Origin of the sequence: Bradyrhizobium sp. 149, from assembly GCF_023073915.1 — a bacterium.
Taxonomy (GTDB): domain Bacteria; phylum Pseudomonadota; class Alphaproteobacteria; order Rhizobiales; family Xanthobacteraceae; genus Bradyrhizobium.
Genome location: NZ_JADPKK010000022.1, coordinates 1,968,343 through 1,994,400 on the forward strand (window position 1 = coordinate 1,968,343; position 26,058 = coordinate 1,994,400).

Genomic DNA, 26,058 nt, shown 5'->3' on the forward strand with positions numbered 1-26,058 from the left:
GAGCCTATTCTTATCTTATCGTCGATACGAGTTTCGTTGATTGTGACGGTTTCTGCTGCTGGCGCAACTCATGGCGCGACAGCTTTCCGACCGGCGTACGCGGCAGATCGTCGACGAATTCGACCTCCGCCGGCAATTCGTGCTTGCCGAGCTTGCCGGTGAGCTGCGCGCGCAGCTCGTCGAGCGAGAACGGCCTTGCGTCCGGCTTCAGCTTGATGAAAGCCTTGGCGGCTTCGCCGCGGTACTGGTCGGGAATGCCGAGCACGATCACCTCGTGCACGCCTGATATGGCGTAGATCGCCTGCTCGATCATCTGCGGATAGACGTTGAAGCCGCCGGAGATGATCATGTCCTTCTTGCGGTCGACCAGGAAGAAATAGCCGTCGGTATCGACATAGCCGATGTCGCCGGTGAGGAAGCGGCCGTCGACGAAGGCCTCCGCGGATCCCTCCGGCTTGTTCCAGTAGCCTTTGGTGACGTTCGGGCCCTTGATGCGGATCTCGCCGACTTCGCCCGGCGGCAGCACTTTCGTGGGATCTTCTAGCGAGACGACGTCGAGCTCGATGCCGGGCAGCATCAGGCCGATCGAGCCGGGCTTGTCGGGACCTGTCGGCGGATGGCCGGTGCCGGGCGAGCAGGTTTCGGTCATGCCCCAGCCGCTGCGGAGCTTCTTGCCGACCTTGCGCTCGAAGAAATTTGCGATCTCCACCGGCAGCGGCGCCCCGCCGGAGCCGATGGTGGCGAGGGAGGAGAAATCGCGCTTGTCGAGATCGGGAAGGGCTGCGATCGCGATCCACATCGTCGGCACGCCGGGGAAATAGGTCGCGCGCTTGATTTCGATGTCGCGCATCACCGCCTCCACGTCAAAACGTTGATGCAGCGAGATCAGATGGCCGCGGCTGAGCGAGGACAGCAGCACGACGGTGAGCGCATAGATGTGGAACAGCGGCAGCACGCAGATCACGCGCTCGACGACGTCGCCGCGCGCAGCACGCGACGGCTTGCCCCAGACGTCGTAGATCGACACGGCCGAGGTGAGATTGCCGTGGGTGAGCATTGCGCCTTTGGGCAGTCCGGTGGTGCCGCCGGTATATTGCAGCAGGGCGACATCGTCGGCGGTCACGGACGGCCACTGCGTCGGCGCGGTCGCGCCTTCGACGAAGGTCCTGAAGGTAGCGACGCGGGGATCGCTGGGAATCGCAGCCTGCGGCGTGCCGACCTTGCCCCAATGATCGTCCTCGCAGACGACCAGGCGATCAATCAGACCCTTTTCCAGGAATTTCAGCGCGGTCGGCAGCAGCGCCGCGAGGTTGGAGGTGACGAGCAGGCGCGAACCGGAATCGGAGATCTTGTGCGTCAGCGCGATCTCGCCGTCGAGCGGAGACAGATGCGCGACGCGGGCGCCGGCCTTCAGCGCGCCGAAAAAATTAACGGGGTGATCCGGCGTATTGCCGAGGAACAGCGCGATGGATGTGTTCTTCCCGCAGCCAGCGCGCAGGAACGCGGCAGCTGCACGCTCCGCCATGACGGCGAGCTCGGCGTAGGTGATCGGCCGGTCGCGGAATTCCAGCGCAGTGCGCGGACCGTACTCGGCGGCGGCTTTTGCCAGCAGGTCAGGCAGCGAGCCCTGGACGACGGTGTCGTCCCAACGCACGCCTTCGGGATAAAACTGTTCGCCGGGGTGGGTCATGGATTCCTTGAGCCACAGAAACCGTCATTCCGGGGCGGCTGGAAGAGCCGAACCCGGAATCTCGAGGTTCCGGGTTCGCCCTTCGGGCGCCCCGGAACGACATAAGCGGCAGCAGCCGCCATCACGCAGCCTTCGAGCCCGCCGCAAGCGAGGCAAACGTCTTGCCTTCGGCCGCGAGCTTCTTCAGCAGCGGCGCGGGCTCGAGGCTCGGGTCATTGGTCTCCTTGGCATAGTAGGACAGACGATCGGCGATGTGCTTGAGGCCGACGCTGTCGGCCCAGAACATCGGGCCGCCGCGGTAGATAGGCCAGCCATAGCCGTAGAGCCAGACCACGTCGATATCGGACGGGCGCGCCGCGATGCCCTCTTCCAAAATCTTCGCGCCCTCGTTGATCATCGGGTACATCATGCGTTCGAGGATCTCCTCGTCGCTGACGACGCGCTTCTTGCGGCCCATACGCAGCAGCGTCTCGTCGATCAGCTTCTCGACTTCGGGATCGGGCAGCGCCGAGCGCGAGCCGGCTTCGTATTTGTAGTAGCCCTTGCCGGTTTTCTGGCCGAAGCGGCCGGCTTCGCAGAGCGCGTCCGCGATCTCCGACTTGATGCCGCGGTCCTTGCGCGAGCGCCAGCCGATGTCGAGGCCGGCGAGGTCACCCATCGCGAACGGCCCCATCGGCATGCCGAACTTGGTCACGACGGCGTCGACCTGCTGCGGAAGCGCGCCTTCGAACAACAGTTTCTCGGACTGCTTGCCGCGCTGGGCCAGCATGCGGTTGCCGACGAAACCGTCGCAGACGCCGACCACGGCCGGCACTTTTGCGATCTTGCGCGCAATCGAGACCGCCGTCACAAGGGCATCCGGCGCGGTCTTGTCGGCGCGCACGATCTCGCACAGCTTCATGACGTTGGCGGGCGAGAAGAAGTGCATGCCGAGCACGTCCTGCGGACGCTTGGTCGACTTCGCGATCTCGTCGATATTCAGGTACGAGGTGTTGGAGGCGAGCACGGCGCCGGGCTTGACGTACTGGTCGAGCTTGCCGAACACCTCCTTCTTCACCGCCATGGTCTCGAACACGGCTTCGATGACGAGGTCGGCATCGCCGACGTTCTCGATGCCGACGACGCCGTTGATCAGCGCCATGCGCTTGGCGGGCGCATCCGCCGGGATGCCGCCGCGCGCCGCGGTCGCTTCCCAGTTCTTCTGCATGATGCCCATGCCGCGCTTGAGCTGCTCCTCGCCGGTCTCGATCAGAGTGACGGGAACGCCGGCATTGGCAAAGGACATCGCGATGCCGCCGCCCATGGTGCCGGCGCCAAGGATGGCGACACGGTTCACGGGCCGCGGCTTGGTGCCTTCAGGAACGCCGGCGATCTTGCTGGCCTCGCGCTCGGCGAAGAAGGCATAACGCTGCGCCTTGGACTGATCGCTGGCGACGAGCTTCAGGAAGCCCTCGCGCTCCTTCTTCAGACCCTCCTCGAACGGCAGGTCGATGGCGTAGCCGACGGCGTCGGCCGCCGCGAACGGCGCTTCCAGGCCGCGCGACTTCTTGGTCATGGCGGCGACCGCATTGGTGAAGATCGAGCGGTCGGCCTTGGCCGCCGCGATCTTGGAATCATCGTCACGCAGCCGGCGCAGCGGGCGCTTCTCGGCCAGCAGCTTTCGCACGAAGGCTTCGCCTCCGGCAGCCGGACCCTCGACGATCTCCTCGATCAAACCGTTCTTCAGCGCCTCGGCCGCGCCGATGGGATCGCCGCCGACGATCATCTTGACCGCGAGCTCCGGCCCGACCGCGCGCGGCAGGCGCTGGGTGCCGCCCGCGCCCGGCAGCAGGCCGAGCTTCACCTCGGGCAGGCCGAGCTTGGCTTCCTTCACCGCGACGCGGAAATGGCAGGCGAGCGCGACCTCGAGGCCGCCGCCGAGCGCGGTGCCGTGGATCGCGGCAACCACCGGCTTCGGCGAGTTCTCGAGTTCGGAAAGCACGTCGTTGAGAGCGGGCGGCTTCGGCGGCTTGCCGAATTCGGTGATGTCGGCCCCCGCAATGAAGGTGCGGCCGGCGCAGGTCAGCACGATGCCCTTGATCGCGGGATCGGCGACCGCCGCCTTGATGCACTCCAAAATTCCGCCGCGAACCGCGGCACTCAGCGCATTGACCGGAGGGCTGTCGACCGTGACGATCCCGACTTCGTCATGACGCTCAAGCTTGACCAATTCGCTCACGGTTGTCCCTCCTTGGTGGGGTAATTTTGTTCAATTTCGCATTGCGGAATTTAATTCCGCATCTTGACGGCAGGGTTATTTTGAAGCACGTGGCTTGTCAACGACTCCGCGCAAGAAGCAGATCAGGGATGAAGCGTACAGGAAAGAAGACAGCGACCGATCGGAATTTCGTCGTCGCGCTTTCCCGCGGACTAGACGTATTGCGTGCATTCCAGCCCAGCGACGGACTTCTTGGCAATCAGGAAATCGCCGCCCGTACCAACCTGCCCAAGCCGACAGTTTCGCGGCTGACCTATACGTTGACGAAGCTCGGTTATCTGACGCCGGTTCCCCGGTTCGAGAAATATCAGCTCGCGCCGGCCGCGATGGCACTCGGCTATGCCGCGTTATCCAATCTCGGCGTTCGGCATTTGTCCGAACCGTTCCGTGAGGAAATGATGCGCGCGACCGGGGGAGCCGTTGCCGTCGGCGGCCGCGACCGTCACAGCATGATCTATTTCGGGCAAAGCCGCGGCAGCGAGACGGTCGGCGTTCAACTTGACGTCGGCTCCCGCGTGCCGATTGCAACCAGCGCGATGGGACGCGCCTATTTCTGGGCGCTCGCCGAAGACGAACGCGCAGAAGTGTCACGTATTCTGCGCGAACATTACGGCAGCCGCTGGCCGAAGATGCGCGATGGACTGGAGCGTTCCGGCGAGACCGTCGCGAAATACGGCTTCGCGATCTCCGTCGGCGACTGGCACGACGACATCGGCGCCGCCGGAGTCGCACTCAAGCTCAACGACGGAACCGGTCCCTACGCATTCAATTGCGGCGCGCCCGCATTCCGTTTCACGGAAGAGCGTTTGATCAACGACATTGGACCGCGTCTGCTTGCGATGGTAAGGAACATCGAAGCGGCACTTGGGGGTCTGATGCCGCATTCAAAAAAAGGCATCAGCAAAAAGCTGAAATCAGGAGGAAAAGTTGCGCGTGTGGCCGAGGGGATCAGATAGCCTTTGTCATCATCGGGAGCGGTTCACATCGCCCCTTCGCTCACTCAACAGAGTGGGCGAGACGAGATGACGCAGGCACAGCTCGCGCAGGGGACATCGCCCCTGCTCGCAGTTCGCGACGTCAGCGTCGTGTTCGGCGGCATCATTGCGCTCAACGGCGTGTCCTTTGACATGCACAAGGGCCAGATCCTCGGCTTGATCGGGCCTAACGGCGCCGGCAAGACCACGCTCTTCAATTGCCTGTCTCGGCTCTACCAGCCGTCGTCCGGCGACATCCTGATGGAAGGCGCGAGCATCCTGACGCGCCCGCCGCACCGGATCGCCGAGATCGGCATCGGCCGCACCTTCCAGAACGTGGCGCTGTTTCCGAACCTCTCGGTGATGGACAATGTCCGCGTCGGCGCGCATTCGAAGACATCCAGCGACATCATCAGCGACTCCTTGAGACTCGCCTGGGTCCGGCGCAGCGAGACCAGCGTCAACAAGAAGGTCGACGAGATCCTCGCCTATCTCGATCTCGAGGACGTCGCCCACACTGTCGTGTCGGGCCTGCCCTTCGGCACGCAGAAGCGCGTCGAGCTGGCACGCGCGCTCGCTGCCGATCCGAAGATCCTGCTGCTCGACGAGCCCGCCGGCGGCCTCAACCACGAGGAAGTCTACGCGCTCGGCGATCTCATTCGCCGCATCCGCGACGACCGCCACATGACCGTGCTCCTGGTCGAGCACCACATGGGCCTCGTGATGTCGATCGCCGACCACGTCGTCGCGCTGAATTTCGGCAAGAAGCTCGCGGAAGGCACGCCGGCCCAGGTGCAGGCGGATCCCGAAGTGATCAAAGCCTATCTCGGGAGCAAGGACCAATGACGACGCTGCTCAACGTCAAGGACCTGCGCGCCTATTACGGCCAGGTCCAGGCGCTCCACGGCCTGTCCTTCTCGCTCAGCGAGGGATCGCTGACCACGCTGCTGGGGGCCAACGGCGCCGGCAAGACCACCACGCTGCGCGCGATCTGCAACATGGTGCGCTCGACCGGCGGCATCGAGTTCGACGGCAAGCCGCTGAACAACCGCTCCACCGAGAGCATCGTGCGGTTCGGCATCGCCCATGTGCCGCAGGGCCGCGGCACCTTCACCACCATGACGGTGGAGGAAAACCTGCAATTAGGGGCGATCACCCGCAAGGACAGCGCCGGCATCGTCTCCGATATCGAGCGCATGTATGCGCATTTCCCGGTGCTCAAGCAGCGCCACACCCAGCAGGCCGGCACGCTCTCGGGCGGCGAGCAGCAGATGCTCGCGGTCGCCCGCGCCCTGATGCTGCGGCCGCGGCTGATGCTGCTGGACGAGCCTTCGTTCGGCCTGGCGCCGCTGGTGGTGCGCGACCTGTTCGGCATCCTCGGCAAGATCAACCGCGAGGACAAGGTGTCGATCCTGGTGGTCGAGCAGAACGCCCAGCTCGCGCTCGAGCTCGCGGACCAGGCCTATGTGATCGAGACCGGACGCATCGTGATGTCGGGCAACGCCAAGGACATTGCGAACAACGAAGAAATCCGCAAATCCTATCTGGGCTACTGAGGAGCCGGCACGATGGAGCTGTTCACCAACCAAGTGCTGGCCGGCATCGCCACGGGCGCGATCTACGCCTGCATGGCGCTCGCCGTGGTCATGATCTACCAGGCGATCGACCATCTCAACTTCGCGCAGGGCGAGATGGCGATGTTCTCGACCTTCATCTCCTGGCAGCTGATGCAATGGGGCATCCCCTATTGGGCCGCCTTCGTGATCACGCTGGCGCTCTCCTTTGTCGGCGGCATCGCGATCGAGCGCATCCTGTTCAAGCCGCTGGCAAAGGCCCCGGTGCTGACCAACGTCGCCGGTTTCATCGCGCTGTTTGCGATCATCAACTCCTCGGCCGGCCTGATCTGGGACTTCACCATCAAGCAGTATCCGACCCCGTTCGGCTCCTCGCCGTTCCTCGGCAGTCAGCTGATCTCGACCCACCAGGCCGGCATGATCGGCGTCACGGTGCTGCTGCTGCTCGGCCTCTACTTCTTCTTCCAGTACACCAAGATCGGCCTCGCCATGCGCGCGGCCGCCTCCGTGCCTGAATCGGCCCGGCTGGTCGGCATCAACACGAGCTGGATGATCGCGCTCGGCTGGGGCATGGCGACCGCGATCGGCTCGATCGCCGGCATGCTGATCGCACCGGTCGTGTTCCTCGAGCCCAACATGATGGGCGGCGTGCTGATCTACGGCTTCGCCGCCGCGGTGCTCGGCGGACTGACCAGCCCGTTCGGCGCCGTCGTCGGCGGCTTCCTGGTCGGCGTCTTCGAGAATCTCGCCGGCACCTACATCCCCGGCGTCGGCAACGAGCTGAAACTTCCGATCGCGCTCGCGCTGATCATCTCCGTCCTGGTCGTCAAACCCGCTGGCCTGTTCGGCCGGCATATCGTCAAGCGAGTTTGATCATGAGCGCTGCAGAAGAAGTCGTTGCAGAAGGCCACCAGGCGGTCGAGGCCGTTCCGAAGCGGGCCATGACGCTGGGCACCGGCACCTCGCTGGTGGTGCTCGCCGCACTGATCATCATGCCTGTCTTCGTCAAGAACTTCATCATCTTCCAGATGACGATGCTCCTGATCTACGGGCTCGCGGTGCTGGCGCTGAACATCCTGACCGGCGGCTCCGGCCAGTTCTCGCTCGGCCAGAGCGCGTTCTATGCCGTCGGCGCCTATACGACCGCCGTGCTGATGGAGCATTTCAACGTCAACTACGCGCTGACCTTGCCGGTCGCCGGCGTGGTCTGTTTCGCCTTCGGCTTCCTGTTCGGGCAGCCGGCGCTGCGACTCTCCGGCGTCTACCTCGCACTGGCGACCTTCGCGCTCGCCACCGCCATGCCGCAGCTGCTGAAGCTGAACTTCCTCGAGCACTGGACCGGCGGCGTGCAGGGACTCGTCGTCACCAAGCCCGATGCGCCGTTCGGCCTGCCGATGTCGCAGGACATGTGGCTCTACTACTTCTCGCTCGCCGTCGTGCTCGCGATCTACATTTTCTCGGTGAACCTGCTGCGCTCCCGTTCGGGCCGCGCCTTCATGGCGATCCGCGACAACGAGATCGCGGCGTCCGCCATGGGCGTTGACGTCGCGCTGTACAAGACCCTCGCCTTTGGCGTGTCCGCCGCCATCACTGGCATCGCCGGCTCGCTCGGCGCCATCGCAGTGCAGTTCGTCGCGCCCGACAGCTACACCATCACGCTCGCGATCTCGCTGTTCCTCGGCATGGTCGTCGGCGGTGTCGGCTGGCTGCCCGGCTCGATCGTCGGCGCCGCCTTCATCATCTTCGTGCCGAACATGGCGGAGGGCATCTCCAAAGGCCTCTCCGGCGCGGTGTTCGGCGTGCTCCTGTTCCTCGTCATCTATCTCGTGCCGCACGGCGCAAGGCAGATCGCGATCCTAGGCCAGCAACTCGTCGGCCGGCTCAGAAAGAACTGACAACCCGTTTAATTAAGCTAAGGAGACCCGAATTGCTTTTTGAAAGAACACTGCGAACCGCTGCGCTGGTCACGGCAACGGCGGTCATCACTCTCACCTCCGGCGCCGCACTCGCGCAGAAGAAATACGACACCGGCGCGTCGGATACCGAGATCAAGGTCGGCAACATCATGCCGTACAGCGGTCCGGCATCGGCCTACGGCATCATCGGCAAGACCGAAGAAGCCTATTTCAAGATGATCAACGACAAGGGCGGCATCAACGGCCGCAAGATCAACTTCGTCACCTATGACGACGCCTATTCGCCGCCGAAGGCGGTCGAGCAGGTCCGCAAGCTGGTCGAGAGCGACGAGGTGCTTGCCGTATTCAACCCGCTCGGCACGCCGTCGAACAGCGCGATCCAGAAATATCTGAACGCCAAGAAGATCCCGCAATTGTTCGTCGCCACCGGCGCGACCAAGTGGAACGATCCGAAAAACTTCCCCTGGACCATGGGCTGGCAGCCCTCCTACCAGAGCGAAGCGCAGATCTATGCGAAATGGCTCTTGAAGGAGAAGCCGGACGCCAAGATCGCGATCCTCTACCAGAACGACGATTTCGGCAAAGACTACCTCAAGGGCACCAAGGACGGCCTCGGCGCCAAGGCCTCGTCCATGATCATCCTGGAGGAGAGCTACGAGGTGTCCGAGCCCTCGATCGACGGCCACATCGTCAAGATCAAGGCCGCCAATCCCGACGTGCTGCTGATCTACGCCACGCCGAAATTCGCCGCCCAGACCATCAAGAAGACCGCCGAGCTGACCTGGAAGCCGCTCCAGATCCTGACCAACGTGTCGATCTCGGTCGGGAGCGTGATGAAGCCGGCCGGCTTCGAGGCTTCGCAGGGCGTCTTGTCGGCGGCCTATGCCAAGGACTCAACGGACCCGCAGTGGGCCAACGACCCCGGCATGAAGAAATGGAATGAGTTCGTCGACAAGTACATGCCCGGTGCCGACAAGACCGACACCAGCATGGTCTATGGCTACGGCGCAGCGTCGACCCTGGCCAAGGTTCTGGAAATGTGCGGCGACGACCTGACCCGGGCCAACATCATGAAGCAGGCCGCCTCGTTGAAGGATTTTGTACCGGACACCCTGCTGCCCGGCATCAAGATCAACACCAGCGCGACGGACTTTGCCCCGATTTCCCAGCTCCAGATGCAGCGCTTCAAGGGCGAAAAATGGGAACTGTTCGGTGAGATCATCAGCGGCGACGTCCCCACGGACTGACACGCTGACGCAATAGTCCCGGCCAACGAGCCCCCGCGAGCAATCGCGGGGCTTTTTGTTGACGTCCGGCGTCAATCTTGTTCAATGCGGCGCCGATCCAGCCCGGGGTGGGAGAAAGATGACTGCCGTTCGATTTCAGGTTGCGGCCCTTTTGGCCGCATTCGTGTTGTGCACTGCGATGAGCGACCCGGCACTGGCGCAGAAGAAATACGACAGCGGCGCTTCCGATACCGAGATCAAGATCGGCAACATCATGCCCTATAGCGGCCCGGCCTCCGCCTATGCCGCGATCGGCAAAGCCGAGGAAGCCTATTTCAACAAGATCAATGCCGAGGGCGGCATCGGCGGTCGCAAGATCAAGTTCATCTCCTACGACGACGGCTATTCGCCCCCGAAGACCGTGGAGCAGGCCCGCAAGCTGGTCGAGAGCGACGGGGTGCTGCTGATCTTCGGCTCGCTCGGCACCTCCACCAACGGCGCCATCCGCAAATACATGAACGAGAAGAAGGTGCCGCAATTGTTCGTGGCGAGCGGCGCTTCGAAGTGGAACGATCCGAAGCAATATCCCTGGACCATGGGCTGGCAGCCGAGCTACGCGAGCGAGGCGCGCATCTACGCCAAATACATCATGAAAGAGAAGCCGGATGGCAAGATCGGCGTGCTCTACCAGAACGACGATTTCGGCAAGGACTATCTGAAAGGGCTGAAGGACGGTCTTGGGCCCAAGGCCTCGATGATCGTGCTGGAAGACGGCTACGACACTTCGGAGCCGGCAATCGACGAGCACGTCGTGAAATTGAAGGCCTCCGGCGCCGACGTCTTCATCAGCATCACCACGCCGAAATTTGCTGCCCAGGCGATCAAGAAGGCGGCCGAGATCAACTGGCATCCGGTCCACATCATCTCCAACGTCTCGGCCTCGGTCGGCGGCGTGCTCGAGCCGGCGGGGCTCGAGATCTCGCAAGGGATCCTGTCGGCGAGCTACACCAAGGACGGCTCCGACCCGCAATGGAATGCCGACGACGGCATGAAGAGGTTCTACAATTTCCTCGCGCAGTACGATCCCAAGGCCAACAAGCTCGATGCCGGCGTGGTGTTCGGCTATGCCGCCGCGCAGACCATGGTGAAGGTGCTGCAAATGTGCGGCGACGACCTCACCCGCGACAACGTCATGAAGCAGGCCGCCAGCCTGAAGGATTTCGAGCCCGACACGCTGTTGCCCGGCATCAAGATCAACACCGCAGCCGATAATTTCGCCCCGATCGAGCAGCTCCAGATGATGCGGTTCAAGGGCCGGAAATGGGAGCTGTTCGGGGACGTCATCTCGAGCGAGATCGGCCATTGAGGCCGCGCAACTCAAACTCGCTCCCGATCGGTTAATCAACTCAGACGGAGGCGCTTTCTCGCAGTCGCACACGAGCGCGCGCCTGCCCCTGACTACTAAAGAAGCAGCCCCTGCGACCCCGCCGCAGGGGCTTTCTGTTGAAGGCAGAAGGTAAATCGTATTGAATTGCGACCGCGTCGCCAAAAACAAGCAACCCAAGAAAAGGGACGCACACACACCAAGAAAATAGGGAGATAGGAATGTCCGCTGTCACCGGCAAATTTGCGGCCGCGTCACTGGCGCTTGCGCTCATTGCGGCCTCGGCCTCCACTGCATTGGCCCAGAAGAAATACGATACCGGCGCGACCGATACCGAGATCAAGATCGGCAACATCATGCCCTACAGCGGTCCGGCCTCCGCCTACGGCATCATCGGACGGACCGAAGCCGCCTATTTCAAAAAGATCAACGACGAAGGCGGCATCAACGGCCGCAAGATCAACTACATCTCCTATGACGACGCCTACTCGCCACCGAAAACTGTGGAGCAGGCGCGCAAGCTGGTCGAGAGCGACGAGGTGTTGTTCATCTTCAATTCGCTCGGCACACCGCCGAACTCGGCGATCCACAAATACATGAACTCGAAGAAGGTGCCGCAGCTCTTCGTCGCGACCGGCGCCACCAAGTGGAACGATCCGCAGAACTTCCCCTGGACCATGGGCTGGCAGCCGAACTACCAGAGCGAGACGCAGATCTACGCGAAATGGCTGCTCAAGAACAAGCCGGACGCCAAGATCGCCGTGCTGTTCCAGAACGACGATTACGGCAAGGATTATCTCAAGGGCCTGAAGGACGGCCTTGGCGCCAAGGCTGCGTCGATGATCGTCATGGAAGAGAGCTACGAGACCTCCGAGCCGACCATCGACAACCACATCGTCAAGCTGAAATCGACCGGCGCCGATGTCTTCATGAACATCACGACGCCGAAATTCGCGGCGCAAGCAATCAAGAAGAATTCCGAGATCGGCTGGAAGCCGCTGCACTTCCTCAACAACGTCTCCGCCTCCGTCGGCAGCGTGATGAAGCCGGCCGGCTTCGAGAACGGTCAGGACATCATCTCCGCCGATTATCTGAAGGACGTGTCGGATCCCGCGTGGAACAACGATCCCGGCATGAAGGAGTTTTTGGCGTTCATGACCAAATACTTCCCGGACGGCGACAAGCTCGATAAGGGCACCATCGTCGGCTATGCCGTGGCGCAGACGCTGGTTCAGGTCTTGAAGCAGTGCGGCGACGATCTCACGCGCGAGAACGTCATGAAGCAGGCGGCGAGCCTGAAGGACTTCCGCACCGAGGCGCTGCTGCCGGGCATCAAGATCAACACCTCGCCGACCGATTTCGCGCCGATCAGCCAGCTTCAACTCGAGAAGTTCAAGGGCGAGAAGTTTGAACTGTTCGGAGACGTGATCAGCGCCGACGTCGGCGGCTAGCCGCGCTGGCACCCACGACGATTGAAAACCCCCTGCGCTGGCCGCGCAGGGGGTTTTTGCTTGCGCGTCGATTATGATCACGCGATTGCACAATCGAATGATGGCAAAGCCCGCTTACGCTTTGGCGCCTGATGCGGTAGGCAGGTGAGCGGCGCGTTTGCCGCCCGTCTTTTCTGTCCGCTCAAGGCTTTTCGTCATGACCGATCGACGCCCCCTGCTCCGCGCGCTCTACGACGCCGCCGTTGTCGCCGCCCACCCCAGCACGGTGCTGGCGCCGCACTTGCGGCCCGCTCCGAGGGGACGCGTGATCTGCCTAGCCGCCGGCAAGGGCGCGGCCGCGATGGCTGCCGCCGCCGAGCGGCATTATCTCGATACGCTCGGACTCGCACCGGAACGCCTCGTCGGCATCGCCACCACCCGCCACGGCTACGGCGTGCCGACGCGCCGCATCCGCGTGGTCGAGGCCGGTCATCCCGTGCCTGACGAAGCCGGCCTGAAGGGCGCGGCCGACACGCTCGCGCTCGCAAGCGAGGCCGGGCCGGACGATCTGCTTCTGGTGCTGCTCACCGGCGGCGGCTCGGCGAACTGGATCGCACCGGTGGACGGCATCAGCTTCGCGCAGAAGCAGGCGGTCAACAAGGCGCTGCTCCGCTCGGGCGCGCCGATCGGCGAGATGAATGTCGTGCGCAAACATCTGTCGCGGATCAAGGGCGGGCGGCTGGCACGCGCAGGCAAAAATGCCGCCGAGATCGTGACGCTCGCGATCTCCGACGTGCCGCATGACGACCCTTCGGCGATCGCCTCCGGTCCGACCGTATCCGATCCGACCACGCTCGCCGATGCCCGCGCCATCGTCGCCAAATACAAGCTGGACATTGACGATGCCGTGCGCCGCGCGCTGGATGACCCCGCCAACGAAAGCTGCAAGCCCGGTGATGCCGCCTTTGCGCGCGCGCATTTCGAATTGATCGCACGTCCGAAGCAATCGCTCGACGCTGCGGTGAAGCTCGCGCACGAGGCCGGTTACGAGACCATCGATCTCGGCGCCGACCTCGAAGGTGAGGCCCGCGAGGTTGCCGCCGATCACGCCAGGCTGGCGCTTCAGGCTCGTGCACAGGGCAAGCGCGTGGCGATCCTCTCCGGCGGCGAGCTCACGGTCACGGTGCGCGGCCAGGGCCGCGGCGGCCCGAACCAGGAATACGCGCTGGCGCTCGCCGACCTCTTGAAGGACACGCCTGACATCTCGGCGCTCGCCGGCGACACCGACGGCGCCGATGGCGGCGCCGGCAATCCCACCGATCCCGCCGGCGCGCTGATCGACGCGACGACGTTCGCCAAGATGACGGCACAGGGACTGCAGCCGCAGGCCTATCTCGACAACAACGACGCGACGACGTTCTTCGAGGCGACCGGAGACCTGCTGCTGCCCGGGCCGACGCTGACCAATGTGAACGATATAAGGGTGATCCTGGTCGACTGAGACGGCGGCACCACTCCGCCGGCTCCGCGCGCGGTTCCGCGGGACGCCATGGTTAATGATCTCTGAATTCGCACCGACGTCCGCGTTTTCCAGCGGCGGCATTGCCGCCCTTAACCTCGCGTTCGCCGCACTTTCAGGAATGTGCCCCGAAATTGGACGAATTATTGGGCTCATTCACCACCGCCTGCTCTAATCGCGTCATTCCGGGGGCAACGCGCATGGCGCAGAGTGATCAGGAGGTCGCAGGCATTGATCCGCTCGTGCTCGGCGAGCTGCTCAAGTGCGCCGCCAATAACCTGTGGCTCGGGATCATCCTGTTCGGCAGCGACCGCAGGGTCATTTTCTGCAATGCGCGCTACCGCGAGATGTACGCGCTCTCGCCCGAGCAGGTGCGCCCGGGCACGCCGATCAAGGACCTGATCGAGCATCGGCTGAAACTGGGCCTGAACATCGGCGGAGAAGCCGGCGCCTATGTCCGCGCCCGCACGGAGGGTTCGGTCGTCAGCGAGCAGACGGTCCAGCACTTCGCCGACGGACGAATCATCGCCTACACCATCCATCCCCTGCCCGGCGGCGGCATGGCGACCCACGAAGACATTACCGAGCGCGAAGAACTCAGTCGGCGGCTGCAGGAACGCAATTTCCAGTTCGACATCGCGATCAACAACATGTCGCACGGGCTCTGCTTCTTCGACGCCGGCCATCGGCTGCTGGTCTGCAATACGCACTTCATCGAGATGTACGGCCTGCCGCCCGAACGCGTTCGTCCGGGCACGCCGCTCTCGGAGATTCTGGACCTGCGCTACGAAGTCGGCAGCGTGCCCGCGATGACGCGGGAGGAATACGCCAAATGGCGGACCGATGTCGCCACGTCAGCCGAGGCCATGGACAGCATCGTCGAGATGCGAAACGGGCGGACCTTCAAGATCAGGCACCGGCCGATGCCGGATCTCGGGTGGGTCGCGACCCACGAAGACATCACCGAGCAGCGCAAGGCGGAATTGCGGATCGCGCATATGGCGCACCACGACGCGCTGACGGACCTCGCTAATCGCGCCCTGCTCGGCCAGCGCCTCAAGCAGGCGTTCGAACAGGGCGGGATGTTCGCGGTCCATCACATCGATCTCGACAAGTTCAAGGCCGTCAACGACACCCTTGGCCACCAGGCCGGCGACGTCCTGCTGCAGGATGTCAGCCGCCGCCTCAAGCAGCTCGCGCGCGACAGCGATACGATCGCGCGCATGGGCGGCGATGAATTCGTGATCCTTCAGACGCCGATTTCCGATTCGAACGAAGCGGACGCGCTGGCGCGCAGCGTTGTCAGCACCTTGAGTGCTCCGTTCGGGTTCGACGGACACCAGACCATTGCGGGCGCGAGTATCGGGATCGCCATTGCGCCTGGCGACGGCTCGGCGCCGGAGCAGCTCCTGCACAATGCCGACCTGGCTCTGTATCGCGCCAAAAGCGCCGGCCGCGGCATGCACTGCTTCTTCGAACCTGCCATGGGCGAAGAGGCGCAAAGCCGTCGCGCGCTGGAGCAGGACCTGTGCAACGGCCTTGCCGCCGGCGAGTTCGAACTGCACTACCAGCCAGTCGTGAAGACCGACGGCGGCGAGATCAGCGGCTTCGAAGCCTTGATCCGTTGGCGACATCCACGGCGCGGACTGGTCGCGCCGAACAGCTTCATCCCGCTTGCGGAAGAGATCGGCCTGATCGTGCCGATCGGCGAGTGGGTGATCCGGCAGGCCTGTGCCACCGCAGGCCGGTGGCCGGGCCATCTGCACGTCGCCGTCAACATCTCGGCGGTGCAATTCCGCCAGCCGGGCCTGACGGAGGTGATCGTCGGCGCATTGGCGGCCTCCGGCCTCGATCCCCGGCGGCTGGAGATCGAGATCACGGAAAGCGTTCTACTGCAGGACAGGAACGGGGCGCTGACGACGCTGCACCAGCTCCGCGCGCTCGGCATCAAGGTCGCCATGGACGATTTCGGCACCGGCTATTCGTCGCTGACCTATCTGCAATGCTTCCCCTTCGACAAGATCAAGATCGACCGGTCTTTCGTCAGCGGCGTGGAAAACAACGCGGGGTCCCTCAGCATCGTGCGAGCGGTGGCGGCGCTGGCGCGCGGGATGGGCATGACGACGACGGCGGAGGGCGTGGAGACCGAGGAGCAACGGGACCGGATCGCAGCGGAGGGCTGTACGGAAATGCAGGGCTATTTGTTCAGCCCTCCCTTGCCCGCCGTCGAAATCGAGCGCCTCTTCCTCTGCGCGGAAGCACCTGCCATGCCCGACCGGTTCGCTGCGGCGTAACCGCCGCCAACCGTCCGTGATTCCGGGTCCGATGCTCCGTCGCCGGAGCAATGAATCCCTCAAAACTCGTTGGCGATCTTCGAGAGCATCCCGAGCAGGGCTTCGCGGTTGGACGGCCCGAGCAGATCGTTCAGCCGGGCCTCGTGCTTGGTGGCGACGAGCTTCTTGGCGCGGGCCAGCACGGCCTTGCCCTTGTCGGTCAGCACCAGGATGTGCGAGCGGCGGTCGTTGGTGGAGCGAATCCGGGCGCAAAGATCGCGGCTCTCGAGATTGTCGAGCATGGCGACGAAATTCGGACGCAGGATACCGAGGGTCGAGGCGATCTCGGTCTGGTTACGGCCCGGGTTTTTCTCAACCAGCAGCAGCACGGAGAACTGCGCCGGCGTGAGCTGGAGCGAGGCCATGCAGCGCAGGAAGTTCTCGAACACCTTGAGCTGTGCCCGCTTCAGCACATAGCCGAGCTGCTCCGAGAGTTCGCCGAGCTGGAGGGCTTCGCCGGACCCTTCGGCCGCGTCCTTGCGGCCCTTGGCCGTATCGGCAGGCTTTTCAGAGGACTTTTCAGCGGTTTTGGAAACGGTCATCGCCTCATGCTCGCAATCCCGGTAAGTTCGGGAGGATTGTTCCGCCACCCTTGAAGTTATATTTGATAATTGTTATGGACCATATCAAATAACGTCAGCGTTTTTCAATGGCTGTGAGCGGACCGTCCACCACAATCGGGGCCGGTCCTTAATCTTCGAGGGGGAGCGTCCGGTCTTGAATACCACCATCATGCTGTTCCTGCTGCAGGACGGCATCACCAATGGCGCGATCTATGCGCTGCTCGGCCTGGCGCTGGTGCTGGTGTTCGCCGTCACCCGCGTGATCCTCATCCCCCAAGGCGAATTCGTCACCTATGGTGCGCTGACCTATGCCTCGTTGGCCGCGGGCCAGATGCCCGGCACGACGAAACTCGCGCTCGCCCTGGGCATGGGCGCCTTCGCATTCGACCTGTTCGCGGCGCGCAAGGCGCTGCACGGACGCCTCATCCTGCGCAGCGTCCTCACCAACATCGTGCTGCCGGCCATCGTGCTGGCGTTGACCGTCTACTTCGCCGCCCAGAAGCCGCCGGTTGCGGTCTGCATCGCGCTGTCGCTGGTGATCGTGGCGATGATCGGCCTGTTTCTCTACCGCATCGCATTCCAGCCGCTGGCGCACACCTCCGTGCTGGTGCTGCTGATCGCATCGGTGGGCGTCCACCTCGCGCTTCAGGGATTGGGGCTTCTGTTCTTCGGCGCCGAAGGCCAGCGCGGACCTGCCGTGCTGTCCGGCTCTTTCACCGCCGGCGCCCTCCGCTTCACCGGCCAGAGCATCACGGTCTACGGCATCACAATCGCCTTCATCGTCGGGCTGTGGCTGTTCTTTGGGCTGACGCTCTACGGCAAGGCGCTGCGCGCGACCGCCGTGAACCGGCTAGGCGCGCGGCTTGCCGGCATCCGCACCACGCTGTCCGGGCAGATCGCCTTCCTGCTGGCGTCCGTCATCGGCGCATTGTCGGGCATCATGATCGTGCCGATCACGACGCTTTATTACGACTCGGGCTTCCTGATCGGCCTGAAGGGCTTTGTCGCCGCCATCATCGGCGGGCTTGTCAGCTACCCCCTCACCGCCGTCGCGGCGGTGGTCGTCGGCATCGTCGAGGCGTTCTCCTCCTTCTATGCCTCCAACTACAAGGAGGTGATCGTTTTCATGCTCTTGATTCCCGTGCTGCTGCTGCGCTCGCTCGCGGCGCCTGCGGTCGAGGAAGAGAAGGACTGACGCCAAGATGCAGAGCCGGCTCCCCATCCTCATCTTCGCGCTTGTCATGGCGGCGATCCCGTTTGTTCCGGGCATGCCCCCGTTCTGGATCGTGCTGCTCGACAATATCGGCCTCGCCGCCCTCGTCGCGATGGGCCTCGTGCTGCTGACCGGCGTCGGCGGCCTGACCTCGTTTGGACAAGCGGCCTTCGTCGGCTTCGGCGCCTACACCACCGCGGTGCTGTCGACGACCTACGGCGTGTCGCCCTGGCTGACGCTGCCGCTGTCGCTGGTGGTCAGCGGATCGTTGGCAGTGCTGCTCGGCCTCGTCACGGTCCGTCTCTCCGGCCACTATCTGCCGCTCGGCACGCTCGCCTGGGGACTCGGCTTGTTCTATCTGTTCAGCAAGCTGGAATTCCTGGGAAGAAACGACGGCATCTCGGCGATCCCGCCGCTGTCGATCGGCTCGTTCAAAATGCTCTCGCCCGGCTCGATCTACTACGCGATCTGGGTTGCCGTGATCCTCTCGGCGCTGCTCACGATGAATCTGCTGGACTCCCGCACCGGCCGCGCCATCCGCGCGCTCCGGCGCGGTCATGTCGCGGCCGAAGCGTTCGGCGTGCACACGCCGCGGGCGAAAATGCTGGTATTCATCCATGCCGCCGTGCTCGCCGGCCTCTCCGGCTGGCTCTACGCCCATCTTCAGCGCGCGGTGAACCCGACGCCGTTCGGCGCGCAGGCCGGCATCGAATATCTCTTCATCGCCGTGGTCGGCGGCGCCGGCTATGTCTGGGGCGGCGTCCTGGGCGCGGCGCTTGTTGTGGTCCTGAAGGAAGTGCTGCAGAGTTACCTGCCGCTGATCCTGCCTGGCTCCGGCCAGGTCGAAACCATCGTGTTCGGCATCATGCTGGTGGCGCTGCTCCAGCTCGCACCCGGCGGTGTCTGGCCCTGGCTGATGTCGTTCCTGCCCGAGCGTACCAGGGGAAAAAAGCCGGACACCTCGCTGAAACTGGCGCAGCGCACCCGCTCGCCCGGTCAATCCAGCGTGCTGCTCCAGGTCGACAAGGCGCGAAAACAGTTTGGCGGCGTGGTCGCGGTGAACAACGTCTCCTTCGACGTTCAGGCCCGCGAGATCGTCGCGCTGATCGGCCCCAACGGCGCCGGCAAGAGCACCACTTTCAACCTGATCACCGGCGTGCTGTCGGCCACCTCGGGCTCGATCTCGGTGCTCGGAAACAAGCTCGACAGGGCGCCGCCGCAGGAGATCGTCAAGCTCGGCATCTCCCGCACCTTCCAGCACGTCAAGCTGGTGCCTGATATGACCGTGCTGGAGAACGTCGCGATCGGCGCCCATCTGCGCGGCCATTCGGGGCCGATCTCCTCGATGCTGCGGCTGGACCGCGCCGACGAGGCAAAGCTGCTCGCCGAAGCCGCCCGCCAGATCGAGCGCGTCGGACTTGGCGAGCAGATGCATCAGCTCGCAGGCTCGCTCTCGCTGGGACAGCAACGGATCGTCGAGATTGCCCGTGCGCTGTGCGTCGATCCGATGCTGCTGCTGCTCGACGAGCCGGCCGCCGGTCTTCGCCACATGGAGAAGCAGCGGCTCGCGACGCTGCTGCGGGAGCTGCGCGACGGCGGCATGAGCGTGCTGCTTGTCGAACACGACATGGGCTTCGTCATGAACCTCGCCGACCGCATCGTGGTGCTCGATTTCGGCACCAAGATCGCGGAGGGAACGCCGGCCACGATCAAGACCAATCCCGAAGTGATCAAGGCCTATCTCGGAGTGGCGGCATGAGCGCGCTGTTGTCCGTCACCGACGCCCATGTCGCCTATGGCAAGGTCGAGGCCGTGCGTGCGGTCTCGCTCGAAGTCGGCCAAAACCAGATCGTCACCATCGTCGGCGCCAACGGTGCCGGCAAGACCACGCTGCTCTCCGCCATCATGGGCATTTTTCCGCTGAAGGGCCGCGTCGCCTTTGCCGGCCAGGACCTCGCCCGGCTCGAGATCGAGGACCGCGTCGCGATGGGACTCGGTCTCGTGCCCGAGCACCGCGAGCTGTTCGTGACCATGAACGTCGAGGACAATCTCGAGCTCGGCGCCTTCCGCATCGAGAGAAGCAGGGCGAAAGCCTCGATGGAGCGGGTCTACACGCTGTTTCCGCGGCTGAAGGAGCGACGCAAGCAGCTCGCCGGCACGCTCTCCGGCGGCGAGCAGCAGATGCTCGCGATGGGCCGCGCGCTGATGGGCGAGCCAAAGCTCCTGATGCTCGACGAGCCGAGCCTCGGCCTCGCCCCGATCATCGTCGCCGACATTTTTCGCATCGTCACCGAGCTGCGCACCGCCGGCGTTTCCGTGCTGCTGGTCGAGCAGAACGCGCAGGCCGCGCTCAAGATCGCGGACCAGGCTTACGTGATGGAGCTCGGCGAGTTCGTTCTCAGCGGCAAGGCCAGCGACATCGCCGCGAACGAGCGGGTCGCGGCCAGCTATCTCGGCTTCCAGCACGAAGGCGCGAGCGGGTTGTAGACTCGCGGCAAACTCCTCTTCCCTTCTCCCCTTGCGGGAGAAGGTGGCGCGAAGCGCCGGATGAGGGGTTGCATCTGCGCCTTCGACTGTAACAGACATGCTCGCGGAGATACCCCCTCACCCGGCTCGCCGCTTTGCCGCGATCCACCCTCTCCCGCAAGGGGCGAGGGTGCACCGTCTTCGTGGCCTTCATCCCTGGTTCAACTTCAACGCCGCCACCTCCGCCTCGAGCTCCGCGATCCTCGCATCCCTTGCCGCCAGCGCCGCCGCGACATCGCCAGCATCGAACTTCTGCGGGATGTGCTGCGGGCAGTTGGTATCCCACGCCGCGATCCTGAACAGGATCACCTGCTCGGGCCGCGCGCGGTAGCCTTTCGGCATCAGCGATGTTGTCAGCGCCTCGTCGTCCTCGACCACGCGCGCCTCGCCCCAGATCTTCACCCGGCGGCGATGGGAGTAGTCCATCACGAAGAGGTAGGCCTTGGGATTTTCGGACAGGTTTCCCTGCGTGATGTATTGCCGGTTGCCGGCGTAGTCCGTGAAAGCCAGCGTCTGCTTGTCCAGTGCCCTCAAAAACCCCTTCGGGCCGCCGCGATGCTGGATGTAGGGCTGGCCATCGGCCGACGCGGTGGCGAAATAAAAGCTGTTGGCGTCGGCCAGGAACGCCGCGAGGTTCTCGTCGACCTCGGTGCGCCAGCCACGCTGCTCGGCATGAGCATAGCCCTCGCGCGAGCCCTTGCGGGTCTGGATCGATTTCACCGCCGGCGTGAACGCCACGTCGCTGGCGTAGGTGTGAATTGCCGTCATCGGAACATCTCCTGAAATCCCGACGCATCCCTGCGTCTTCGCCGCGAAAGATGGACCTTCCAGCTTCTAAAACAATCTGCTCGCTTGACACTTCATCGTTGCAGTATATGCAATAATGCCATGGACCGCCTTGAAGCCATGCATGTCTTTGTCACGGTCGCCGATTTGCGTGGCTTCGCGCCGGCAGCGCGCAAGTTGCGGCTGTCGCCCTCGGCGGTGACGCGGCTGATCGCGGCGCTGGAGGAGCATCTCGGCGCGCGGCTGTTGCAGCGGACCACCCGGCAGGTGACCCTGACCGACGTCGGCACGCGCTATCTGGAACGCGCGCGTCGCATCCTGGCCGATGTCGAGGAGGCCGACGGCTCGGCGCGGGAGGAGCGCAACCGGCCGAGCGGACGGCTGGTGGTGTCGGCGCCGGTCGGCTTCGGCCGGCTCCACGTCGGGCCTGTCATGACCGCCTACCTCAAGAGTTATCCCGAGGTCGCCTGCGAATTGCGGCTGTCGGACAACCTCGTCAATCTCGTGGAAGATGCCGTCGACCTCGCGGTGCGGATCGGCCATCTCGCCGACTCCTCGCTCGTTGCGCGCCAGGTCGGCGAGATGCGGCGGATCGTGGTGGCGACGCCGGGCTATCTGAAGCGCCATGGCGAGCCGAAGACGCCGGAGGCACTGCTCGCGCACCAGACCATCGCGTTCGGCCCATCCGCCAGTTGGCGCTTCGTACAGGACGGCCGCGACATCGAGGTGGCGCCAAATCCACGATTCGCCAGCAACAGCGCCGACGCCGCCCTGCAATATGCCGAGGCCGGTGGCGGCGTGACGCGGGTGCTGGCCTATCAGGCCGCCGAAGGCTTGCGGCGAGGGCGGCTCAAGATCGTGTTGGCGAAATACGAGCAGCCGGCGCTGCCGATCCATATCGTCTACCCGACCTCGCGCCTGCTCTCCGCCAAGGTGCGCGCATTCGTCGATCTCGTGGTGGAGACCACGGAGTGGAGGTTCGGGTAAAGCCGTCACCCCTTCTTCGGCACCACGCGAAAGGTGCCACTGGCCCGCGCGATCACGGCGTCGTCGGCCTTCGCGAGGCACTGTGCGAAACAGATCGTGCTGCCGGTCTTGATCGCCTCACCCTCGACCGCGAGCCATTGGCCGATCTCGCCGGCGCCGACATAATCAACCGACAGCGAGATCGTGACCAACGAGGTCGTCCAGCCCGTCGCCTGCGCGCAGCTGTAGCCCATGGCGGCATCAGCCAGTGCTGCGATCAGGCCGCCATGGATCAGCCCGCGCGCATTGGTGTGCGGCTTCGCCAGCCGCAATCCCACGGTGACGCCCCTGTCGGTCTTCCTGGAGTAAAGCGGCTCCCACGGATCGGTGAGTGGAGCTTTTCGGAAATGCGGCTCGAAGCCGGCAGGAATGTCGGTGCTGGTCATGACTGTCTCACGATGGTGGCTGCCGCCATTGAACGCGGCGAACGCGACAGATGCACCACCTACAAAGTTTTAAACGATATTTGCGTGGGTGTTTGAATAAGACCTCCGCCGTCATTGCGAGCGCAGCGAAGCAAATCCAGAGTCCCTCCGCGGGAGCAGTCTGGATTGCTTCGCTGCGCTCGCAATGACGGAGCCTGTGGCGCCGGCCTCGCTCCTTAAAACGGCAGCCCCACGTAATTCTCCGATAGCGAGGTCATCGCGGCCTGCGACTGCGTGACGTAGTCGAGCTCGGCGAGCTGGATGCGGGCGCCGATGGTGCCGGTGTCGGGGAATTTGTGCAGCATCGAGGTCATCCACCAGGAGAAGCGCACGGCTTTCCAGACCCTTGCCAGCGCCTTGGCGGAATAGGCGTCGATCCCGGCGCTCGACTTCTCGTCATAGAACTCGCGAAATGCGCTCGACAGATAGTGCGCGTCGCTCGCGGCGAGGTTCAGCCCTTTGGCGCCGGTCGGCGGGACGATATGGGCGGCATCGCCGCACAGGAACATCCTGCCGAAGCGCATCGGCTCGGCGACGAAGCTGCGCAGCGGCGCAATGCTCTTCTCGATCGAGGGACCTGTGATGAGACTGTCCGCGGCATCCTGGTCAAGCCGGCGCCTGAGCTCGTCCCAGAAGCGGTCGTCCGGCCATTGGTCAACATGATCGTCGAGTGCGCACTGCACATAGTAACGGCTGCGCCTGGTCGAACGCATGGTGCACAGCGCAAAGCCGCGGGCGTGGTTGGAATAGATCAGCTCATGGCTGACCGGCGGCGTATCGGAGAGGATGCCGAGCCAGCCGAACGGATAGACGCGCTCGAACTCCTCGATCGCGGAAGCCGGAACGCTGGCGCGGCTGATCCCGTGAAAGCCATCGCAACCGGCGACGAAATCGCAATCGAGCGTGTGGGTGACGCCGTCTTTCGCGTAGGTTACGCGCGGGTGACCGCCATCAAAATCATGTGGCTGCGTGTCCTTGGCCTCGTAGACCGAAATGAGACCGGCGGCCTTGCGCGCATTCATCAAGTCGAGCGTGACCTCGGTCTGGCCGTAGATCATGACCGTCTTGCCGGTCGCAGCCTTCATGTCGATGCGGTGACGGCGACCCGAGAAGGCGAGCTCGATCCCTTCATGCACCAAGCCTTCGGCATGCGCCCGCGCGCCGGCGCCGATCTGGTCGAGCAGCGCGACGGTTCCCTCCTCCAGCAGCCCGGCGCGGATGCGGCCGAGCACATAGTCCGGGCTCTGCCGCTCCAGAATGACATTGTCGATGCCGTAACCGTGCAGCAGTTGCCCAAGCAACAATCCGGCCGGCCCTGCCCCGATGATTGCGACCTTTGTCCGCAATACTTGCTCCTCCCGATCCTGTAGGCTTTCGGCGCGGCTCGCTTGTCGCAGCCCTCCGCGCACGATAATTATATCATATAACCGTTGAGAAAAAGGGGAGCGCGCGGCGGCACGCCAGTTCCGGCTTGAACGCGCCGACCAATTAGATAACATGTTAATTAACGAGACCGGGCCATCGAAGCCCGCCGTCAAAAGAGGGAGAGACACGTGATGAGGAAAGCCTGTCTGGCGTTGCTGCTGGCAACAAGCGTGAGCCCTGCGTTCGCGCAGGACAAGACCTTCGATCTGAAGATCTCGCACTGGGTGCCGGCCTCGCATCCGCTGCAGAAATCGCTGGAGGATTGGGCCGCCGCGGTCGAGAAGGATTCCGGCGGCACCATCAAGGGCAAGGTGTTTCCGGCCCAGCAGATGGGCAAGGCATTCGACCATTACGACATGGCGCGCGACGGCATCGCCGACGTCACCTACGTCAATCCGGGGTACCAGCCCGGCCGTTTCCCGATCATCGGCGCCGGCGAATTGCCGTTCCTGATCTCGGACGCCAAGGGCGGCTCGATGGGTCTGGACGCGTGGTATCGCAAATATGCCGAGAAGGAGATGAAGGACGTCAAATACTGCCTCGCCTTCGTCCACTCGCCCTCTTCCTTCCACTCCAAGACCAAGAAGATCGTGATGCCGGAGGACGTGAAGGGCCTCAAGATCCGCCCCGCCCACGCCACCATGGCGAATTTCGTCACCTCGCTCGGCGGCACCAATGTGCAGTCCTCCGCGCCCGAAGTGCGCGACATCATCGAGCGCGGCGTCGCCGACGGCGTCACCTTCCCCTGGGGCTCGCTGGTGCTGTTCGGCATCGACAAGGTGACCAAGTACGACATGGAGGCGCCGCTCTACACCACGACCTTCGTGTTCGTCATGAACAAGGACAAGTACAATGCGATGTCGGAAAAGCAGAAGGCCGCGATCGACAAGAATTGCACGATCGACATGGCCGGCGTGGTCGGCGAGTACTGGGGCAAGTTCGAGGATACCGGTATCGACAAGGTCAAGGCGCAGACCGATCACGAGGTCTACAAGCTGACGCCCGAGCAGACCGCCACCTGGAAGAAGGCCGCCGAGCCGCTGGTGAAGACCTGGTCCGACGGCGCCAAGAAGACCGGCGCGGATCCGGACGCGGCGCTTAGCGAACTGAAGGCCTCGCTGAAGAAGTACAACGCGCTGGCGGAGTAGCGCTTCGTCGAAACACATGCGACGGCGGGATACCTCTCGCCGCCGTTGTTCTGCAAGCGGGCCGAGACCTGAGGAGCGCACCGCGCGTCCTCCCCTTCTCGCCGCTGAGGATGACATGTTTTAGGAAGCTCCCATGAAGCGCAGCTGGATGGATCGCGTTATCGATTCGATCGAATGGATCGCAGCGGCCTTCGTCGGCATCGTCGCGCTCGACATCTTCCTGTCGGTGCTGCTGCGCAACACGCTGAACTACGCGATCCCCGACAGTTTCGACATCGGCCGCATGCTGCTCGGCATCCTCATCTTCTGGGGCATCGCCGCGACCTCCTACCGCGGCACCCACATCACGGTCGACCTGGTCTGGGGCAATGTCGGGCCACGCTACCAGCGCTGGATCGACGTGTTCGCAACACTGGTGCTGCTGTTCGTCGTCACGGTGCAGACCTGGACGCTGTTCGACAAGGTGCGCGGCACCTACAACGACAACGTCCAGACCTTCGACATGCACATGCCGAGCTGGCCGTTCTTCGCGATCGCCTGGATCGGCGACGTCTCGGCCGTGCTGCTGATCGCGATCCGCACCTATCGGTTGATATTCCATCCCGAAGAGATGCACGACCCCAAGCTGAAGGCGACGGAGTAA

The 26,058-nt window shown here is 63.8% G+C and carries 22 protein-coding genes; 16 read left to right on the top strand and 6 right to left on the bottom strand.

Translation table 11 applies throughout. The features are described from left to right. Nucleotides 1-10: 10 nt before the first annotated feature. The gene (gene pimA, locus IVA88_RS27125) at nucleotides 11-1,690 is read right to left on the bottom strand and encodes a dicarboxylate--CoA ligase PimA (protein WP_247500199.1); all 1,680 of its coding nucleotides are present in this window, start codon (nucleotides 1,688-1,690) and stop codon (nucleotides 11-13) included. 121 nt (nucleotides 1,691-1,811) lie between these two features. Continuing rightward, nucleotides 1,812-3,908, bottom strand: a complete 2,097-nt coding sequence (locus tag IVA88_RS27130) for a 3-hydroxyacyl-CoA dehydrogenase NAD-binding domain-containing protein (RefSeq protein WP_247500200.1) — start codon at nucleotides 3,906-3,908, stop codon at nucleotides 1,812-1,814. A gap of 128 nt (nucleotides 3,909-4,036) precedes the next feature. On the opposite strand from IVA88_RS27130, the gene IVA88_RS27135 reads away from it, so the two are divergent. The 10 genes from IVA88_RS27135 to IVA88_RS27180 all read left to right on the top strand — a co-directional run bounded on the left by IVA88_RS27135 (nucleotide 4,037) and on the right by IVA88_RS27180 (nucleotide 16,264). Further along, complete coding sequence (locus IVA88_RS27135; protein WP_247500424.1) at nucleotides 4,037-4,903, top strand: IclR family transcriptional regulator; 867 nt, start codon at nucleotides 4,037-4,039, stop codon at nucleotides 4,901-4,903. A gap of 66 nt (nucleotides 4,904-4,969) precedes the next feature. Further along, nucleotides 4,970-5,767 (top strand): ABC transporter ATP-binding protein, encoded by a 798-nt coding sequence (locus IVA88_RS27140; protein ID WP_247500201.1) that lies wholly within the window; start codon nucleotides 4,970-4,972, stop codon nucleotides 5,765-5,767. Beyond that, nucleotides 5,764-6,477 (top strand): ABC transporter ATP-binding protein, encoded by a 714-nt coding sequence (locus IVA88_RS27145; RefSeq protein ID WP_007599709.1) that lies wholly within the window; start codon nucleotides 5,764-5,766, stop codon nucleotides 6,475-6,477. The genes IVA88_RS27140 and IVA88_RS27145 overlap by 4 nt, the downstream gene beginning before the upstream one ends. Nucleotides 6,478-6,489: 12 nt before the next feature. Further along, entirely contained in the window at nucleotides 6,490-7,368 is an 879-nt protein-coding gene (locus IVA88_RS27150) for a branched-chain amino acid ABC transporter permease (protein ID WP_247500202.1), read from the top strand. A 2-nt stretch (nucleotides 7,369-7,370) separates the two neighbouring features. Continuing rightward, nucleotides 7,371-8,390 (top strand): branched-chain amino acid ABC transporter permease, encoded by a 1,020-nt coding sequence (locus tag IVA88_RS27155; RefSeq protein ID WP_247500203.1) that lies wholly within the window; start codon nucleotides 7,371-7,373, stop codon nucleotides 8,388-8,390. A gap of 32 nt (nucleotides 8,391-8,422) precedes the next feature. Further along, nucleotides 8,423-9,658: an ABC transporter substrate-binding protein gene (locus IVA88_RS27160; protein ID WP_247500204.1), complete on the top strand. Its 1,236-nt coding sequence runs from the start codon at nucleotides 8,423-8,425 to the stop codon at nucleotides 9,656-9,658. Nucleotides 9,659-9,776: 118 nt separating this feature from the next. Further along, the gene (locus IVA88_RS27165; RefSeq protein WP_247500205.1) at nucleotides 9,777-11,003 is read left to right on the top strand and encodes an ABC transporter substrate-binding protein; all 1,227 of its coding nucleotides are present in this window, start codon (nucleotides 9,777-9,779) and stop codon (nucleotides 11,001-11,003) included. A gap of 239 nt (nucleotides 11,004-11,242) precedes the next feature. Then, nucleotides 11,243-12,472: an ABC transporter substrate-binding protein gene (locus IVA88_RS27170; protein WP_247500206.1), complete on the top strand. Its 1,230-nt coding sequence runs from the start codon at nucleotides 11,243-11,245 to the stop codon at nucleotides 12,470-12,472. Between the two features lie 196 nt (nucleotides 12,473-12,668). After that, nucleotides 12,669-13,952: a glycerate kinase gene (locus IVA88_RS27175; protein WP_247500207.1), complete on the top strand. Its 1,284-nt coding sequence runs from the start codon at nucleotides 12,669-12,671 to the stop codon at nucleotides 13,950-13,952. 218 nt (nucleotides 13,953-14,170) lie between these two features. After that, nucleotides 14,171-16,264 carry an EAL domain-containing protein gene (locus tag IVA88_RS27180; RefSeq protein ID WP_247500208.1) on the top strand — a complete coding sequence of 698 codons (2,094 nt, stop codon included), beginning with the start codon at nucleotides 14,171-14,173 and terminating at the stop codon, nucleotides 16,262-16,264. Between the two features lie 59 nt (nucleotides 16,265-16,323). Here IVA88_RS27180 and IVA88_RS27185 read toward each other — a convergent pair whose 3' ends face one another. Continuing rightward, entirely contained in the window at nucleotides 16,324-16,845 is a 522-nt protein-coding gene (locus tag IVA88_RS27185) for a MarR family transcriptional regulator (RefSeq protein WP_247500209.1), read from the bottom strand. 175 nt (nucleotides 16,846-17,020) lie between these two features. On the opposite strand from IVA88_RS27185, the gene IVA88_RS27190 reads away from it, so the two are divergent. The 3 genes from IVA88_RS27190 to IVA88_RS27200 are packed head-to-tail and all read left to right on the top strand — an operon-like array spanning nucleotide 17,021 to nucleotide 20,566. Beyond that, nucleotides 17,021-18,061 (top strand): branched-chain amino acid ABC transporter permease, encoded by a 1,041-nt coding sequence (locus IVA88_RS27190; RefSeq protein WP_247500210.1) that lies wholly within the window; start codon nucleotides 17,021-17,023, stop codon nucleotides 18,059-18,061. 7 nt (nucleotides 18,062-18,068) lie between these two features. Then, the gene (locus IVA88_RS27195) at nucleotides 18,069-19,838 is read left to right on the top strand and encodes a branched-chain amino acid ABC transporter ATP-binding protein/permease (protein ID WP_247500211.1); all 1,770 of its coding nucleotides are present in this window, start codon (nucleotides 18,069-18,071) and stop codon (nucleotides 19,836-19,838) included. Further along, nucleotides 19,835-20,566 (top strand): ABC transporter ATP-binding protein, encoded by a 732-nt coding sequence (locus IVA88_RS27200; RefSeq protein WP_247500212.1) that lies wholly within the window; start codon nucleotides 19,835-19,837, stop codon nucleotides 20,564-20,566. The genes IVA88_RS27195 and IVA88_RS27200 overlap by 4 nt, the downstream gene beginning before the upstream one ends. A 189-nt stretch (nucleotides 20,567-20,755) precedes the next feature. On the opposite strand, the gene IVA88_RS27205 is transcribed toward IVA88_RS27200, so the two are convergent. Beyond that, nucleotides 20,756-21,373: a pyridoxamine 5'-phosphate oxidase family protein gene (locus tag IVA88_RS27205; RefSeq protein ID WP_247500213.1), complete on the bottom strand. Its 618-nt coding sequence runs from the start codon at nucleotides 21,371-21,373 to the stop codon at nucleotides 20,756-20,758. A gap of 120 nt (nucleotides 21,374-21,493) precedes the next feature. Here IVA88_RS27205 and IVA88_RS27210 point away from each other — a divergent pair, with 120 nt between their 5' ends. Then, complete coding sequence (locus IVA88_RS27210) at nucleotides 21,494-22,378, top strand: LysR family transcriptional regulator (RefSeq protein WP_247500214.1); 885 nt, start codon at nucleotides 21,494-21,496, stop codon at nucleotides 22,376-22,378. A 5-nt stretch (nucleotides 22,379-22,383) separates the two neighbouring features. Here IVA88_RS27210 and IVA88_RS27215 read toward each other — a convergent pair whose 3' ends face one another. Both IVA88_RS27215 and pobA read right to left on the bottom strand, forming a co-directional pair. Next, complete coding sequence (locus tag IVA88_RS27215) at nucleotides 22,384-22,803, bottom strand: PaaI family thioesterase (RefSeq protein WP_247500215.1); 420 nt, start codon at nucleotides 22,801-22,803, stop codon at nucleotides 22,384-22,386. Nucleotides 22,804-23,018: 215 nt separating this feature from the next. Then, nucleotides 23,019-24,188: a 4-hydroxybenzoate 3-monooxygenase gene (gene pobA, locus IVA88_RS27220; protein WP_247500216.1), complete on the bottom strand. Its 1,170-nt coding sequence runs from the start codon at nucleotides 24,186-24,188 to the stop codon at nucleotides 23,019-23,021. Between the two features lie 210 nt (nucleotides 24,189-24,398). Between pobA and IVA88_RS27225 the strand changes: the two genes are divergently transcribed. Together IVA88_RS27225 and IVA88_RS27230 are read left to right on the top strand one after the other, a co-directional pair. Further along, nucleotides 24,399-25,415, top strand: a complete 1,017-nt coding sequence (locus tag IVA88_RS27225) for a TRAP transporter substrate-binding protein (protein ID WP_247500425.1) — start codon at nucleotides 24,399-24,401, stop codon at nucleotides 25,413-25,415. Between the two features lie 133 nt (nucleotides 25,416-25,548). Beyond that, on the top strand, nucleotides 25,549-26,058 hold the full coding sequence (locus IVA88_RS27230) for a TRAP transporter small permease (RefSeq protein ID WP_247500217.1): 510 nt from the start codon (nucleotides 25,549-25,551) through the stop codon (nucleotides 26,056-26,058).